The 16,126-nt window shown below is 37.9% G+C and carries 21 protein-coding genes; 9 read left to right on the forward strand and 12 right to left on the reverse strand.

The annotated features are described in order from the left end of the window. Window positions 1-20 precede the first annotated feature (20 nt). The 6 genes from Q0948_RS03765 to groL all read left to right on the forward strand — a co-directional run bounded on the left by Q0948_RS03765 (window position 21) and on the right by groL (window position 4,312). Window positions 21-533 (forward strand): LptE family protein, encoded by a 513-nt coding sequence (locus Q0948_RS03765; RefSeq protein WP_298347593.1) that lies wholly within the window; start codon window positions 21-23, stop codon window positions 531-533. After that, a complete protein-coding gene (locus Q0948_RS03770) occupies window positions 533-1,447 on the forward strand; it encodes a hypothetical protein (protein WP_298347592.1) in 915 nt (304 codons plus the stop codon). Before Q0948_RS03765 ends, Q0948_RS03770 begins: the two co-directional genes overlap by 1 nt. 6 nt (window positions 1,448-1,453) lie before the next feature. Then, window positions 1,454-1,798 (forward strand): preprotein translocase subunit SecG, encoded by a 345-nt coding sequence (secG, locus tag Q0948_RS03775; RefSeq protein WP_298347590.1) that lies wholly within the window; start codon window positions 1,454-1,456, stop codon window positions 1,796-1,798. Between the two features lie 164 nt (window positions 1,799-1,962). After that, window positions 1,963-2,238, forward strand: a complete 276-nt coding sequence (locus tag Q0948_RS03780) for a co-chaperone GroES (RefSeq protein ID WP_021778236.1) — start codon at window positions 1,963-1,965, stop codon at window positions 2,236-2,238. A gap of 35 nt (window positions 2,239-2,273) precedes the next feature. Next, window positions 2,274-2,624, forward strand: coding sequence for a four helix bundle protein (locus Q0948_RS03785; protein WP_298347588.1), 351 nt, complete (start codon window positions 2,274-2,276; stop codon window positions 2,622-2,624). A gap of 53 nt (window positions 2,625-2,677) precedes the next feature. Next, a complete protein-coding gene (gene groL, locus Q0948_RS03790) occupies window positions 2,678-4,312 on the forward strand; it encodes a chaperonin GroEL (RefSeq protein WP_021778235.1) in 1,635 nt (544 codons plus the stop codon). Between the two features lie 117 nt (window positions 4,313-4,429). Here groL and Q0948_RS03795 read toward each other — a convergent pair whose 3' ends face one another. The 11 genes from Q0948_RS03795 to xrtF all read right to left on the reverse strand — a co-directional run bounded on the left by Q0948_RS03795 (window position 4,430) and on the right by xrtF (window position 11,449). Next, window positions 4,430-4,630: a hypothetical protein gene (locus tag Q0948_RS03795; RefSeq protein WP_035325413.1), complete on the reverse strand. Its 201-nt coding sequence runs from the start codon at window positions 4,628-4,630 to the stop codon at window positions 4,430-4,432. Beyond that, the gene (locus Q0948_RS03800) at window positions 4,627-5,394 is read right to left on the reverse strand and encodes a MauE/DoxX family redox-associated membrane protein (RefSeq protein ID WP_298347584.1); all 768 of its coding nucleotides are present in this window, start codon (window positions 5,392-5,394) and stop codon (window positions 4,627-4,629) included. The genes Q0948_RS03795 and Q0948_RS03800 overlap by 4 nt, the downstream gene beginning before the upstream one ends. Then, window positions 5,394-6,284, reverse strand: coding sequence for an NHL repeat-containing protein (locus Q0948_RS03805; protein ID WP_298347582.1), 891 nt, complete (start codon window positions 6,282-6,284; stop codon window positions 5,394-5,396). The genes Q0948_RS03800 and Q0948_RS03805 overlap by 1 nt, the downstream gene beginning before the upstream one ends. Before the next feature lies 1 nt (window position 6,285). Further along, on the reverse strand, window positions 6,286-6,915 hold the full coding sequence (locus Q0948_RS03810; RefSeq protein ID WP_298347580.1) for a heavy-metal-associated domain-containing protein: 630 nt from the start codon (window positions 6,913-6,915) through the stop codon (window positions 6,286-6,288). A 13-nt stretch (window positions 6,916-6,928) separates the two neighbouring features. Next, window positions 6,929-7,696: a hypothetical protein gene (locus Q0948_RS03815; RefSeq protein ID WP_298347578.1), complete on the reverse strand. Its 768-nt coding sequence runs from the start codon at window positions 7,694-7,696 to the stop codon at window positions 6,929-6,931. A 140-nt stretch (window positions 7,697-7,836) separates the two neighbouring features. Continuing rightward, window positions 7,837-8,253: a hypothetical protein gene (locus tag Q0948_RS03820; RefSeq protein WP_298347575.1), complete on the reverse strand. Its 417-nt coding sequence runs from the start codon at window positions 8,251-8,253 to the stop codon at window positions 7,837-7,839. A 69-nt stretch (window positions 8,254-8,322) separates the two neighbouring features. Further along, complete coding sequence (locus Q0948_RS03825) at window positions 8,323-9,354, reverse strand: transporter (protein ID WP_298347573.1); 1,032 nt, start codon at window positions 9,352-9,354, stop codon at window positions 8,323-8,325. Window positions 9,355-9,453: 99 nt separating this feature from the next. Further along, the gene (locus Q0948_RS03830; protein ID WP_298347571.1) at window positions 9,454-9,834 is read right to left on the reverse strand and encodes a hypothetical protein; all 381 of its coding nucleotides are present in this window, start codon (window positions 9,832-9,834) and stop codon (window positions 9,454-9,456) included. A gap of 42 nt (window positions 9,835-9,876) precedes the next feature. Beyond that, the gene (locus tag Q0948_RS03835) at window positions 9,877-10,440 is read right to left on the reverse strand and encodes a DUF3347 domain-containing protein (protein ID WP_298347570.1); all 564 of its coding nucleotides are present in this window, start codon (window positions 10,438-10,440) and stop codon (window positions 9,877-9,879) included. A 36-nt stretch (window positions 10,441-10,476) separates the two neighbouring features. Next, entirely contained in the window at window positions 10,477-10,908 is a 432-nt protein-coding gene (locus Q0948_RS03840; protein ID WP_298347568.1) for an exosortase F system-associated protein, read from the reverse strand. Next, a complete protein-coding gene (gene xrtF / locus Q0948_RS03845; RefSeq protein ID WP_298347566.1) occupies window positions 10,901-11,449 on the reverse strand; it encodes an exosortase family protein XrtF in 549 nt (182 codons plus the stop codon). The genes Q0948_RS03840 and xrtF overlap by 8 nt, the downstream gene beginning before the upstream one ends. Window positions 11,450-11,481: 32 nt before the next feature. On the opposite strand from xrtF, the gene Q0948_RS03850 reads away from it, so the two are divergent. Further along, window positions 11,482-11,937, forward strand: coding sequence for a GAF domain-containing protein (locus Q0948_RS03850; RefSeq protein WP_298347564.1), 456 nt, complete (start codon window positions 11,482-11,484; stop codon window positions 11,935-11,937). A 76-nt stretch (window positions 11,938-12,013) separates the two neighbouring features. Here the strand turns inward: Q0948_RS03850 and Q0948_RS03855 are convergent, their stop codons facing one another. Further along, window positions 12,014-13,276, reverse strand: coding sequence for an ABC transporter permease (locus Q0948_RS03855; RefSeq protein ID WP_298347562.1), 1,263 nt, complete (start codon window positions 13,274-13,276; stop codon window positions 12,014-12,016). A gap of 170 nt (window positions 13,277-13,446) precedes the next feature. Between Q0948_RS03855 and purH the strand changes: the two genes are divergently transcribed. Then, window positions 13,447-14,979, forward strand: coding sequence for a bifunctional phosphoribosylaminoimidazolecarboxamide formyltransferase/IMP cyclohydrolase (gene purH / locus Q0948_RS03860; RefSeq protein WP_298347560.1), 1,533 nt, complete (start codon window positions 13,447-13,449; stop codon window positions 14,977-14,979). Between the two features lie 109 nt (window positions 14,980-15,088). Next, window positions 15,089-16,117, forward strand: coding sequence for a rod shape-determining protein (locus Q0948_RS03865; RefSeq protein WP_021778220.1), 1,029 nt, complete (start codon window positions 15,089-15,091; stop codon window positions 16,115-16,117). Window positions 16,118-16,126 lie beyond the last annotated feature (9 nt).

Genomic DNA, 16,126 nt, shown 5'->3' on the forward strand with positions numbered 1-16,126 from the left:
CGCATCTTCGTTATCTACATATGAATTCTATAAAAAGCACCTTACTTATTATCTTATTTGCACTTGGCTTCCAGAGTTGTGGTGTGTACTCTCTAAGTGGAGTTTCTATTGTAAATGAAGAAACTTTTGAAGTTCGCTTTTTTCAAAATGAAGCGGCCATTGTAGAACCCGGTATAGACCGTGAGTTTACAGAGCAACTTAGAGATATTATACAAAACCAGTCTCCACTAGTGCTAACAAATAGTAATGCAGACGTCATTTATGAAGGTGAGATTGTAGAGTACTACATTGCACCACAAGCCTCAACCTCAGAAAATACAGCTGCTCAAAACAGATTAACCATTACTATAAACGTGCGTTTTTACAACAACACGCAAACAGACGGTGAATATGACTTTGAGCGTAGGTTTTCTTTCTTTTCTGACTTTACCGGTACGGCACAACCAGTAGGTAGCGTGCTAGATACTGCTATAGATGAGATTTATGAACGTATAACTCAAGATGTTTTTAATGCATCACTTGCACGCTGGTAATGAATACAGAGCAATACACATACCTGCTTGAACATCCAGATAAAATCACGGCAGAAGAAACTGCAACTTTACGTGATATCGTAGATGCATTTCCATTTTTTCAGAGTGCTCAAGCACTCTACCTCAAAGGATTAAAAAACCAAGAAAGCTTTGCTTATAACAAGGCCTTAAAGCGTACTGCTAGCCACACGTCTGACAGAGCTGTTCTTTTTGACTACATTACCTCAGAGCGTTTTTTACAAAATGACGTAAGCGCACAAATCAAAGAGCAAGAGACAGCACTCCGCAACCTTATTATCACAGATATAGAAGATGTCTCTACTATACTTGATGAAGAAGAACAAGCCAAAGCTTCCAAAATACTAGACCCAGATCTCTTTGTAGAAAAAGTAGACTCTGAGATGACAAGAGCGAGAGCAGAAGAGACCCTGCAAGTAGGGAAACCATTACCGTTTACTAAGTCTGAGGCACACTCTTTTAGTGAGTGGTTACAGCTCTCAAGCTTCACTCCTATTGATCGCTCTCAAGATGAGACAGTTCAAACAAAAACTAACGACACTAAAGAGGTTATTGCAACACCTAAAAGTGAAGATACTAACGAAACCCAAACTCCTGTACAAGAAGATAATAGCAAGGAGCGCAAGCGCAAAATCATAGATTCTTTTATAGAAACAAATCCCAAAATAAGCGCATTAAAACCTGCTAAGTCAGAAAAAAAGAAGATTATTAAAGAATTACCATATTCTTCTGAGTCGTTGATGACAGAGACTTTAGCTCGAGTTTATGTAGAGCAAAAGAACTTTAAAAAAGCAAAACAAGCTTACCGCATTTTAAGTTTGAAATATCCAGAAAAAAGTGGTTTCTTTGCAGACCAAATTCGAGCAGTAGAACAACTCGAAGAACAAAAAGATTAAAATATTATGAGTACTACGTTTTATATATTTTTAGCACTGATCGTTATTGTAGCATTTCTACTAGTTGTAGTTATTATGGTACAAAACCCAAAAGGTGGTGGACTTTCTTCTTCTTTTGGAGGCGGAGGTACACAGCAAATGGGTGGTGTGCAAAAAACTACAGACTTTCTTGATAAAGCAACGTGGGCTCTTGCAACGATACTATTAGTACTTATCCTTGCTAGCAACCTTACTATTTTTGACGGATCTGTAACAGGAGAATCTCAAGTATTTGATGCAAATGCTGTAGAGCAATCTACTCCTGCACCAGCACCGGTAAGCTTACCAGATACAGACGGAGGAGACCAGTAAATCTTCCCATTACAATATTTAAAAAAGCCAGCTTTAAAGCTGGCTTTTTTGTTTTATGCAAATTTGTCAGTGCATAATCACTGGCATAATTTCTGCCACTTACGCTAGCGTAACTTACAGAGGTTACAACTAGAATCAAACTTTATAACTTAAATTAAATACCAATGGCAATTAAAATTCAACCATTAGCAGACCGCGTTGTAATAGAGCCTGTAGCAGCAGAAACTCAAACAGCATCTGGTTTATATATTCCAGATAGTGCACAAGAAAAACAACAAAGAGGTAAAGTAGTTGCTGTAGGATCTGGAACAAAAGATCATACGATGACGGTTAAAGTAGGTGACACTGTGATATACGGAAAGTATGCAGGTAGTGAACTAAAATTTGACGGTGCAGATTATATGATTATGAAAGAGGATGATATCCTTGCGATTGTATAATACCGCAATAAGCAATATGCTATAAGCTTTAGGCTATGAGAGATTTTAGAAAGTATAATATATGGGAGTTAAGCCACAAACTTACTTTAGATATTTATACTGTTTCTAGAGAATTTCCTCAAAATGAAAGTTATGGCATTGTATCACAAATACGAAGAGCATCTGCCTCTATACCTACAAATATTGCTGAAGGGTGTGGTAGAGATAGTGATGCAGAATTCAACCGCTTTCTGACAATAGCAATGGGATCGGCAAGCGAAACAGAATATTTACTTATTCTATCAAAAGATCTTCAATATATAAATGATGAATATTTTGAAAATCTAAATTCAAAGGTGAACATTATTAAACAGAAGATTTATTCTTTAAAACAAAAATTAAAATAACAGCTTAAAGCTTATTGCATACAGCATAAAGCTTTTCGCGAAAGCAAAAGAAAATGGCAAAAGACATTCAATTTAATATAGAAGCACGCGACGGATTAAAGCGTGGTGTAGATAAACTTGCAAACGCGGTAAAAGTTACTTTAGGACCTAAAGGTCGTAACGTGATTATTTCAAAATCTTTTGGAGCGCCACACGTAACAAAGGATGGTGTAACTGTAGCAAAAGAAATAGAACTAGAAGATGCTCTTGAAAATATGGGAGCACAGATGGTAAAAGAAGTTGCTTCAAAAACTAATGACCTTGCTGGTGACGGTACAACTACAGCAACAGTACTTGCACAAGCTATCGTAACAGAAGGACTTAAAAACGTAGCTGCTGGTGCAAACCCAATGGACCTTAAAAGAGGTATTGATAAGGCAGTAGAGGCTATCGTTGCAGATCTAGAAAAGCAAACTGCAAAAGTGGGCAACTCTTCAGACAAGATAAAGCAAGTAGCGTCTATCTCTGCAAACAATGATGAAGTGATAGGAGAGCTTATCGCAGAAGCTTTTGGAAAAGTAGGTAAAGAAGGTGTTATCACTGTAGAAGAAGCAAAAGGAACAGAAACGTATGTAGATGTTGTAGAGGGTATGCAGTTTGATCGCGGTTTCCTTTCTCCATACTTTGTGACCAACAGTGAGAAAATGAGTGCAGAGCTAGATAGCCCGTACATCTTACTATTTGACAAGAAGATTTCAAATATGAAAGATTTACTTCCTGTGCTTGAGCCTGTGGCGCAAACAGGAAAGCCACTTCTTATCATTGCAGAAGATGTAGATGGAGAAGCACTTGCTACACTTGTGGTAAATAAACTACGTGGTGCTCTTAAAATTGCTGCTGTAAAAGCACCAGGTTTTGGAGATCGTCGTAAGGCTATGCTAGAAGATATTGCTATCCTTACTGGAGGTACTGTAATCTCAGAAGAGAGAGGCTTTACACTAGAAAACACAACGCTAGATATGCTAGGTACTGCAGAGACAGTAACTATAGATAAAGACAACACAACTGTTGTAAACGGATCTGGAGATTCAGATATGATTAAAGCTCGCGTAGGGCAAATCAAATCTCAAATAGAGACTACTACATCAGACTACGATAAAGAAAAACTACAAGAGCGCCTTGCAAAACTTGCAGGTGGAGTTGCTGTACTTTATGTAGGTGCTGCCTCTGAGGTTGAGATGAAAGAGAAAAAAGACCGTGTAGATGACGCTTTACACGCAACTCGTGCCGCTGTAGAAGAAGGTATCGTTGCTGGTGGTGGTGTTGCTCTTGTGCGTGCAAAGAAATCTCTTGACAAAATCAAAACAGAAAATGCAGACCAAGAGACTGGTGTACAGATTGTAAACCGTGCGATTGAGTCTCCACTTAGAACGATTGTTTCTAATGCTGGTGGTGAAGGAGCTGTTGTGATTTCTAAAGTACTAGAAGGAAAGAAAGACTTTGGTTTTAACGCAAAAAATGGTGAGTACACAGATATGCTTAAAGCAGGAATTATCGATCCTAAGAAAGTAACACGTGTAGCACTAGAAAATGCTGCTTCTGTTTCTGGAATGATTCTTACTACAGAATGTGCACTTACAGACATTAAAGAAGATGCTCCAGCAGCAATGCCACCTATGGGAGGAGGCGGAATGCCAGGAATGATGTAATGGCAAATCGCCATAGATATTTATGAGCTACTCTCGGAGTGGTTCTAAAAATCAAAAACCTCTGCTTTTCGGCAGAGGTTTTTTTATGGTTCTTGTTACGCCTTCGCGAAAGCGTAATTACTTCTTTACAAATTGCCAGATAGATATACTCACCAAAACAAGCAATAAAGGGACAAGCAGCAGAAGGTCTAGACGTGTCTCAAAAGAATTAGACAATCCGTTTACCGAAATAAATTGCTGCATATTATACTCCCAGACTAAGTAGAGCGTAAATACAATCAAAGTGCAAATTTGTACAGCTGTGAGTTTCTTTTTCATAAAAGATTTGTAAGCATTATAACCGCCATTACAATCATAATAGCATTCTCAATTAAAGTTGCCTCTGTCATAGGTAGTTTTAAAGCTGTACCTAGACAAGCACATTGTATCTCTTTCTTACTCAACAAACTTCTAGTCACGCCTACCGTTGTAATACCTAGTATGACAATAGTAAGTACAAGTGCTATGACTATTTGTAATCGCATTAAAAACATAAGTCCCAGTGCAAGCTCTATAAATGGGTATACGTAACCATATGCAGGTACTGCACCAGCTAGTGGATCATACATCGCAAAGCTTGTTTTAAATCCGTTAATGTCTAAAAATTTAAAAAAGCTAAAAACAACATAAAACAGTCCCATAAAATCTAGCATTGCTTGATCCCACAAACCATCTTTAAAATGAAGTAATACGGCTGCTCCAGTTATAAACAAAAAGATAAGAAAGAGTGGCTTGAGTTGTTGCATTTTTGATTCGCTTGCTTCTGGCGTAGCAATCTCATTACTTGCAAAAACACCAGTGCTCTTCTCTTGCGTTTCACTCTCTGCTTTTGAATACTTCTTTAATGATATACGATACTTTTCTGGCAATGCACTTTTTAAATGGTCAAGTGTTACCTCGTCGTCCATTGTAAGGGTAGCCTCTTCGTTTTCTAAGGAAACAATAGCCTGCGAGACGCCCGTAACTCCAGCAAGCTTCTGCTCTACTCCAGTACGACAACCATTACAGGTCATTCCCTTAATTGTATAATCTCTTGTTTTCATTAATCTTTGTGATCTTCGTGGTCGTGATGAGCATTATGAGTATCGTGACCTTCTTGACTACTTATTTCAACTTCTTGCTGGGTGTAGAGACTTAACGACTTGCCTTTATAATTTGTCACATACAGCACCTCATCAATTATGATTAAATCTGTAGGTTTTGAAATATCTGCATCAAGCACTTGCTTGAGACTTCCTTCTAGATCAAAAACAAGTACTCTATCGTTTTCAAAATCTGTTGAATAAGCATTAGTATCTGATACAAATATCCCCGTCGCTGCATTCATCTTTTGATCTTCGCCTATAGTTTTAAGATGATTGCCTTTTTTATCAAAGACCTGCAGCCTATTATTATAAGCATCTGCAACCCATATATTACTTTCTGTTATGTGAACATCTGTGGGATAATAAAAGTCTCCATCTTCTTTTCCTTCTTTTCCAAAGGTTATCCAGTCGCTTGAATTTACGGTATAATGGATCCTATTATTATAAAAATCTGCAATTGCCATCTCAGTAACATTTATCGCTACTCCAGCTGGAGCATCAAGACTGTCCCAGGTACGAACGATTTCTTTTTCGCTTTCGCGAAAGCGTAATACCTCATCATTACCATATTGAGGTATAACAAGCATCTGCCCTTCTGAGGCGATGTGCATAGGCCTGTCTAGTGAGTCTATGGTTTTTAAAATTACACCGCTCTTATCTATTAACACCACCCTATTACGATCTCCATCACTGAGCCAGATTCCTTTTTCGCCCTGAGCGATACCTATAGGATTTACATCTGCTAGAGCAATAGTTTTAGTATGTACCCAGCGTGTTTCTGTTTGTTTCTTTTCTTGACAGCTGACTATAAGCATCGCTGTCAATAGTATAATTATATACTGTTTCATACTATTGATCTAATCGTTCATATTTACAACATCCAGGTAAATCTGCATAAGCCTCATCTGTAGCTTTATGAGCTTTTGTGTCGTGGCCTATTCTTGCAATTTCAGACTGTATACCATCTAGTGTAACCTGGCTCTTGTCGTAAGTTACCTTCATCATTTGTTGATTTTGCTTCCAGGCAGCGGCAGTTACTCCAGGTATGCTACCTGCAGCATTTATAATACGTGCCTCACACATACCACACTTGCCAGCCACAAGCACTTGCTGGGTCACTACTACACTCTCTGCAGAGAGCTCTGTCGTATTTGCTTCATTTGCCTCGATAGTACCATCTGCTCTTGTGATTTTTGAAGTGATGGGTGTATACCCTGCTTTTTCTACTTGCTTTACCACAGCCTGCATTGTAAGATTCTTTTCTGATGGGTATTGAAAAGAGAAGTCTCCTGTCTCAATATCGATAGCTACTTTCTTTATTCCTTTAAATTCTTTGAATTTTTTCTCTAGTCCGTATGCACAAAATGGGCAACCTAGACCGTCTACTTGTACCTCAAAGGTGTCCATTGTTTTTTGCGCTTTCGCGAAAGCGGAAACCATCACAACCGCTACGAGTAATATTATTGCTTTTATTTTCATCTGTATTTTCTTTTTAAAATGTATATCTAGTGCCTAAAAAGACACTGTAGTTTAATGCTCTATTTTCTGGAATATCTTTTATGAGTGGTAACTGAACTGCTAGGTCAAAAGTGACCGTTTTAAGCGCATACTGTATACCCTGAGCATACAGTAATTGATACCAATCTCGATCTGTAAGCCACGAGCTCGTGTACTCAAAATAAAGGTTGACTTGCTTGTTTGGGTATTGCGGTTTAAGCAATGGTAGCCCTACACCAAATTTTGCTCTAAACTCATCTTGATTACCATCTGGAGCCCAGTTATAGCCTATCTCTGTTGAGATTCCATACTTTAAGGTTTCTAGTCCAGAAACTATGCCATAATAGCCTTGATATTCTCCAGTGCTGAGCTCTAATAAGTCTAGCTCCTTACCGGTGGGTAAGGTTTGAATAGTTTTGGCAACCATACGCCAGGTTCTACCTGTACCGTCCTTTCTAAAAAACTGGTATTTACCCTGTACTTTTATATCTGCTAGCGTGCTGCCAGAACCCACATCATCTAGATCATAACTTAAATATGGTAAATGAAGTGCTATTAATGAGTTAGACGTAGGTAAGTAATGCAACATAACAGGTACATATACTGCGGTGCCTCTGTCATTATTTCTTATCTCTGCAAGGGTCTTAGTAGTGAAGCTATTACCACCTAACATTATGGGCTTATCTGCCGTTATAGGTGGGCCTTGAGCAAGAACTTTTACAAGCACTAAACTCAATAATGTAGTGAAAATTATTTTTTTCATTAGTATTTGATTTTCCTCTAAAAGACTGAGGTTAAATTAATTAAATAAACGTTTTATTCAATTTAAAACGCGTTAAATAATTGCGTATCAAGATATTGATACGCAAAAGACCATCCGCCAGTGCGGAGACTTTTAATAAATCAAATTAGGTATTGCTCAAAGAGCTCTTGGTAATCTTGCGTTATAAGTGGTGGCAAGTACCTGTCTGTTATTACTACTTTTTTTACATCTGTATCAAATAGTAATAAGTAAGTGTGCGTGTAAGCCTCAATAAACTCAAGATTCTCTAGCGAGAAATCTTCGAAGTGATGTTTGAGCTCATCTTGTGCGTCAAGCACAGTTTCTTGATCTGAACAGCATTCCATTTTTTTAGAATGGTCGTCACCATATTTGTGAGTAAGTGCTGCTTGCATCTCACAAGCTTGTGCATCTCCAAAAATGCTTACATCTACAAGATGCTCGCCACAATAATGCTTTGACACCGTAAACGACATCGTAGACCCTAGCACTAATACCGCTAGAAGGACAGACATTATATTTTGGAAAATTGCTTTCATATCTTATTACAAAGATACAAAAAAGCCCCTCGTGATGCACGAGGGGCTCTTAAATCTATATTAAATCTACTAGAAAGCATACTGCAAGCCGGCAGTAATTGTCTCCTTGCGTTTAAGTTGTACACCATTTACGTCTTGTAAAAGTGGTGTTGCAAACTCAAACCCAAAACGTACATTTTTGAGTGTTCCTTTATTTGCATAAAGGTTAAAGCCTAGACCACCATCTATGTAAGTACCACCAGAGTTTCTAGTATCTGCAGTGATTACCATAAGCGGATTTAAATCTGGATTTGCACCATCTATTTCTGAAACGACAGTTCCTTTTACTCTTGCAGAAAAACTAATCCAATCTGTTGCCTTGTATGCCACCCAGTTATTTAGAGCATAGCTATTACCTAAACGGTAGTCGCGATCATTAGTACCCGTGCGCACAACAGCATCTAGCTGGTTACCTCCAGAAAAAGAGTCTGACTGCCAGATATAAGTCGCACCTAGTAATGCATCTAGTGTACCACTACCTAACTGCATAGGGTAAGGCAATATAACTTCATTACCCATAGAGGCAGGCGTTACGTCCATCTCATCTATACTACCCGTAGGCAGCGAGACACCCACCTTTGCGTGTAGCTGCTGTCTGTTCTTATTAAAAAGTGTAACTAGGGCAGAGATTTTAAGATCTGAGATGCCACTAGATGAAGTTTCAAAATTTCCTCCCATTGCAGTAAGGTGCTCCATATCCATAGATGTATATCCTAGCATTGCAGCTAGTGTTACTTTATTTGATACAGCATACATACCTCCTAGCATATGCATATTCATAGGCATATCTGTAGGAGTTACCATATACTCCCCACCATTAGGAAGTAATACACTCTCAAAACTTACATCATCACTCCCTCTTTTGAGGTCGTTCATTTGCATATTCATATATCTATAAGAAATCATAAACTCACCTTTTTTATGTGTATGATCTCCCATTACAGAGATAGGTGCGTGACCATCTGGACGATTACTTGACCAAGGGTTTTGAGTTTGAGTTTCTTGTGCGCTTAATACTGTGGTCATTGCTATAGCTAGCAAAGCCATTATAAAATTTTTCATTATTATGTGTAAATTATTGTATAGTAAAATGAGCATATCCCTTTATAGAGAATGCTTAAGGTTTTGAACAGTACATATAAGTACCATTCTCGTAAATAACTATACTGATAGTTGAGGAGGCCAATCTATATCAGATTGATATGAGGCTACTTTACCCTCTATTAGCGGGTAAGAATTCTGAGTGTAACTTCTTACTAAGGAGGTGATAGTAAATGACTGTTCTGACTGAAAGTATAAGGGGTAAAATGCTTCTACAATACGTATACTCAGATTCTCACTACTACTATCTGAAGTATCTAGTGATAGCTGCTTAGATAAATAACATTTACCGTTACACTGTAACTTGGGTTTATCTTTATTTACACAATACGTCTCTACTATATAATCTATATTAAGCTCATAGTATAGTACATTGCCTACGTTCATAACTGGACGTAGTGCAAAAATAGAAAAGAGTATAAGTGTGTAAATTGCTTTCAACAGGTAGGTCTGTTATTGATAAGAAATTTATTAAATAAGTTCTTATTGTATCTCCTTATCTACTACGCCGCACTTAAGCATTTTATCACCGTAGTAAGGATTGCGTATTTCTTTAGAATCTGATAACCAGTAAGCACCTTTACCTTCAAAGGCCATAGGGCAATATTGCTTTATGAGTGATCCAGTTGCAAGTTGACCAGAAAGGTACACCTCAACGCTTTTTGACACATCCTCAAAAACTTCACGTTGCTTATCTACATTAGTAGATGTAGCGATTTGATCTAGATTAGATTTTAAAGCAGAAAAAGTCTCTGCACTAGGTACTACAGTAAGCATCTGGCTAAAATCTTTTGCGACAGATGCTGCATCTTCTGCATCTGTATTTACAAAAGCCCCTTTAAGATTTAAGTAAGCACGATGTACTTGCGTAGCCTCTTCTGTTTTAAAAGTCACCTCAACAAACTCTTCTGTCACATTAAGATCTCCAGTAGAGGTTATTACTGCAGTATCACTATGTTGCGACGGTGCTGTTTTTACTTCTGCCTCTTGATTTTGCTTACAAGAAAATAACGCGATTGCGATGGCTACAAAAAATACATTTTTCATTTGCTAGGGTTTTAACCCTGCAAAAATACAACGTACTCACTTATTTACCTTGCGGTAATAAAAAAATGCCGGCAATAATAAGAAAACAAGTAATGGCTGGATTAAAAAACGGCGCACATAAAAAAGCCCCATATACTCAGAGGGTGTATGGTGATGTAATAAAATATAGTAAACGATACTGAGCACAATAAAAACAACTGCATAAAATACGACCGTAAACTTAATAATACCCTTATCTCTAAAGACAGCCCATAGCAAGCCCAGCGACAACAGCATATTTAATAAGTATCTAAATAATATATGCATCATTAACTTGCCTTTTGCAAAAGTAGGCAGTGCCGTGTTTTGATAATCTCCGTGAAAATAATCTATGAGAGGATCGTAGAAGAGTACGCTTTCGCGAAAGCGTATTAAAAGCAACCCAAACAGGCATAGCACAGCTAGCAACATATAGAATACCTTATGCATCTTTTACAGGTTTTTTATACGAGTTTATCCAGCCTAACCACAGCAAGAATACGGTACCATAAATAACCGCCGGAAAGATAGTGCCGTGTAGTACATCTGCATATGCTGGATATTCATAAATACCTATTGTAAGTAAGGCAATGCGCAAGACATTCATACCATAAAGAAGTACGACACCTCCAAAAATGAAAAGTAGTGTTCTTTTTACATCTCCAAAAAATGCAAGCATAAACGACACAAAAAGCAGCATCACACTTACGGCATTACAACCTTCTACTACGCGAGCGAGGGTTTTACAGTTCATAGTGAGATTCATTGCTGGCTCCCAAGTGCTAGGTTCTACCTTCATATCATACCCAAAAGCAGTAATTAATGCCTGACTTTGTTTTGCAACGTTATGTGTAATATAATCGGGAAAATAGCGACTACTAGCTCCATAGGTTAAAAATAGTTGGTAAAGCGACACGAAAACCAAATAACTTCCTATAAATATGGCTAAAAATCGGAGGACGGGCTTATATTTGCGGACTAATTTGAGCAAGGGATGTTTTTAACGTCTAAAATACAAGAAAAATGGCTTTTGAAGATTTAAAAATACAAGTAAGCAGCATTGCCTCAAATAATGAAGGCAGTGCAAAGGGTAAAATGACAGCAATTTGTGAGCTGTTACAAGAACATATAGACTACTATGACTGGGTAGGTTTTTATATGGCAAATCACGAGGCACGCACGTTGCACCTTGAGGCTTTTGCTGGAGAGCCTACAGACCATACAGTTATCCCTTTCGGGAAAGGAATTTGCGGTCAAGTAGCAGAGTCTAATGAAAACTTTGTAGTTCCAGATGTTAAGGCGCAAGATAATTATATAGCCTGCTCCATCACTGTTAAGAGTGAGATAGTAATCCCACTTTTTAAAGATGGAAAAAATATAGGCCAGATAGATATAGATTCAAATAAAGTAGATCCTTTTACAAAAGCAGACGAAGATTTTCTAGAGTTTGTAAACGAGAAAGTTGCTGCTCTTCTATAAGACCGTTATAACTTTAAAACAATAAACCCCTTACTAATCTAATTAGTAAGGGGTTTATTATTTTATATACATAATACTACATCCCTGTTCTAATAGCCTCTACAGGATCTAATTTTGAAGCTCCTATAGCGGGTACAATACCAGCTATAATCCCAATAACAAAAGTCGTAAACAGACCTAAGAAGATATTATCAAAAGAAAGCACAAACTCAAAATCACCAGCTATTTTTGAAACATCTAGCAACCAGACGACTACCTGTACCATTATTAAACCTATTAGCCCCCCAAAAATAGAAAGTAAGATAGACTCAAAAAGAAATTGAAATAATATAAACCTACGCTTTGCTCCTAGTGCTTTTTGTATACCTATAAGATTGGTACGTTCTTTCACACTCACAAACATAATATTTGCGATACCAAAACCTCCCACTAGAAGTGAAAAACCACCTATACCCCACCCTACAAATGTAAGTATGCTTATTATACCGTCTATCGCATCTGCAAAGCCGCTCAATCTATTGATAAAAAAGTTGCTATCATCTCCAGATTTTATAGATCGACCTTGCCTCATTTTTTGTTCGGTTAGTGCATAAAGTTCATCTGGGTCACCTCCCTCCTCTGGGATAATTGTAATGGTAGGAAATGTAGATCTATTATTATCTCCATATATTCTACGTATGATATTTACGGGCACTACTAATTTTTCGTCTTTAGAATCTCCAAAGGCGTTTATACCCTCTTTCTTAAGCACACCTATAATCGTAAACTTTCTACTTAATGTTTTTACTTGCTTACCTACTGGGTTTACTCCTACACCAAAAAGATTATCTCTCAATATAGACCCTATCACAGCAACAGGTGCACCATTAACAGACTCTCGCTCATTAAAAAAACGACCATCCTCAAACTCTAACCTCTCAATATCATATAATCCTTCTGTAGCATTATCTATTCTAACACTTTCTATAACCGTGCCTTCGTAGCTTACTTTTTGAGCAGCCACGTTCATCGAGTAGTTTATGGCACCTAGACCGGGAAGATTACGTTGTAAGTTTTGGTAATCATCATAAGTCACAAGTGGGAAGCGTTCCCTTTTCCAGCGTGGCACCTCACTAGGACCAAAAGAAATGTGACAAATTATCATTGAGTTAGAATCTAGAGAAGACAGGCTTCCCTTTATATCTTTCTCAAGTGAATCTACAGCGGCTAGCACCCCTATAATAGAAAAGATTCCTACCGTTACACCCATTAATGAAAGAAAGGTACGGGTCTTATTATTGCGCAAGGCATTTACAGCAAATCTAAAACTCTCCCCTAAGGCTCTAAAATATGTAAACATTGATTGATTTTATCTAAAGATACGAGTAAGACGTCACTCGAGATAAATTGTTACAAAGTAGTTCCATTTTGTTAATAGAAAGCGTTAACAAAAAGTGTTGAAATTGCTATTTTTGACACTTCAAAATCCCATATGCGAGGGAGGACACAAAATCTATCAATAATCTCACAATGAGCACAACAAAAAAAATAGGCGCAGCCCTTATTTCAGTATTTCACAAAGACGGCCTTGCCCCTATCGTTCAGAAACTTCACGAGTACGGAGTAACCCTTTATTCTACAGGAGGGACTGAAAAATTTATTAAAGATTTAGGTATCCCTGTGGTACCGGTAGAAGATGTGACTTCTTACCCATCTATACTAGGTGGTCGTGTTAAAACATTACACCCTAAGGTTTTTGGAGGGATTCTTAACCGTCAGGATCACGATGGTGATGTAAAAGAAATGGCAGAGTATGAAATCCCACAACTTGACCTAGTTATTGTTGATTTATACCCTTTTGAAAAAACAGTTGCATCTGGAGCACCAGAGCAAGACATTATAGAAAAAATAGATATAGGCGGTATCTCACTTATACGCGCCGCTGCAAAAAACTTTAAAGACACACTTTGTGTATCTTCTATGGAAGACTATGCAGAGGTATTAGATATTATCACAAACGGTAATGGTAGCACAACAATGGCAGAGAGAAAACGCTTTGCTGCCAAAAGCTTTGCTGTATCATCTCACTATGACACTGCTATCTTTAATTACTTTAATGCAGATCACGAGATACCATCACTTAAACTAAGTGCAAATAATGGTAAGACCTTACGTTACGGAGAAAACCCACACCAAAAGGGATTCTTCTTTGGAGATTTTGACGAAGTTTTTGACAAGCTACACGGTAAAGAGCTTTCATATAACAACCTTCTTGATGTAGATGCGGCCGTAAATCTTATTTCAGAATTTCAGGGAGAGGCACCTACCTTTGCCGTACTAAAACATAATAACGCTTGTGGCTTTGCACAACGTGACACTATGCACCAAGCTTATGTAGATGCACTTGCTGGTGACCCTACATCTGCTTTTGGAGGCGTACTTATTGCAAACGGTGAGATAGATGAGCTTACCGCTCAAGAGATTCATAAATTATTTTGTGAAGTAGTAATTGCTCCATCATTTACACCAGAAGCTTTAGAAATTCTTAAAGGAAAGAAAAACCGCATCCTTCTTACTTTAAAAAATATTGTACTACCAGAGATGACAGTACGTACTTGTCTTAACGGGACACTTTTACAAGAACGTGATCATAAAACAGACACTACTGCAGATCTTACTAATGCTACAAACACGCAGCCTACAGAAAAGGAACTAGAAGACTTACTGTTTGCATCAAAAATTTGTAAACACACTAAGTCTAACACTATCGTACTTGCAAAAAATAAACAACTTTGTGCAAGCGGTACTGGGCAAACATCACGTGTAGATGCATTAAGACAAGCTATTGAAAAAGCAACATCCTTTGGCTTTGACCTTCAGGGGTCTGTGATGGCTAGTGATGCATTTTTCCCTTTCCCAGATTGTGTAGAAATTGCAGATAAAGCAGGCATTACTGCCGTGATACAACCAGGTGGATCAATAAAAGATCAACTTACCGTAGACTATTGTAACGAAAACAACGTATCTATGGTAATGACGGGAACACGTCACTTTAAACATTAATAACAAAAAGGGTTAGTATTACGCTTTCGCGAAAGCGTGATGTTAACCCTAATATTTGTACTTTTAAGCAGCACGCTTAAAAACTAACGCATAACGCTTTGATTACCCTATGGGATTTTTTGATTTTTTAACTGAGAATATAGCAATTGACCTTGGTACTGCCAACACGTTGATTATACACAATGATAAAGTAGTAGTAGATAGTCCATCTATAGTTGCTCGAGACCGCACGACAAAAAAGATAATTGCCGTAGGTAAAGAAGCTGCTCAAATGCAAGGTAAAACTCACGAAAACATCAAAACCATACGCCCTCTTAAGGATGGAGTAATTGCAGATTTTGATGCCAGTGAGCAGATGATTGCAATGTTTATCAAAGAAATACCAGCACTTAAAAAGAAATTATTTCCACCTGCATTGCGTATGGTAATCTGTATACCTTCTGGAATTACAGAGGTAGAGATGCGAGCAGTAAAGGAAAGTGCAGAACGTGTAAATGGTAAGGAAGTATATCTTATACACGAGCCTATGGCAGCCGCTATAGGTATAGGTGTAGATATTATGCAACCTAAGGGTAATATGATTGTAGATATAGGTGGGGGTACGACAGAGATTGCCGTAATTGCACTAGGAGGTATTGTATGTGATAAGTCTGTAAAAATTGCAGGTGATGTATTTACAAACGATATTATCTACTATATGCGCACCCAGCACAACCTTTATGTAGGAGAGCGCAGTGCCGAAAAAATAAAAATACAAATAGGTGCCGCTACCGAAGATCTTGAAGTGCCGCCAGAAGAAATGAGTGTACAGGGTCGTGACTTACTAACTGGTAAGCCTAAGCAGGTACAAATAAGCTTTAGAGAGATTGCAAAGGCATTAGATAAATCTATACTTCGTATAGAAGATGCTGTAATGGAAACATTATCACAAACACCTCCAGAACTCGCTGCAGATATTTATAATACGGGTATTTACCTAGCGGGTGGTGGGTCTATGTTACGTGGTCTTGACAAGCGTCTTTCTCAAAAAACAGACCTTCCAGTTTATATTGCAGAAGATCCACTTAGAGCTGTGGTAAGAGGTACCGGTATATGCTTGAAAAATCTAGCTAAGTATAAGAGCGTTCTCATAAAATAGAAATCTCTT

The organism is uncultured Dokdonia sp., from assembly GCF_947496725.1.
Taxonomy (GTDB): Bacteria; Bacteroidota; Bacteroidia; order Flavobacteriales; family Flavobacteriaceae; genus Dokdonia.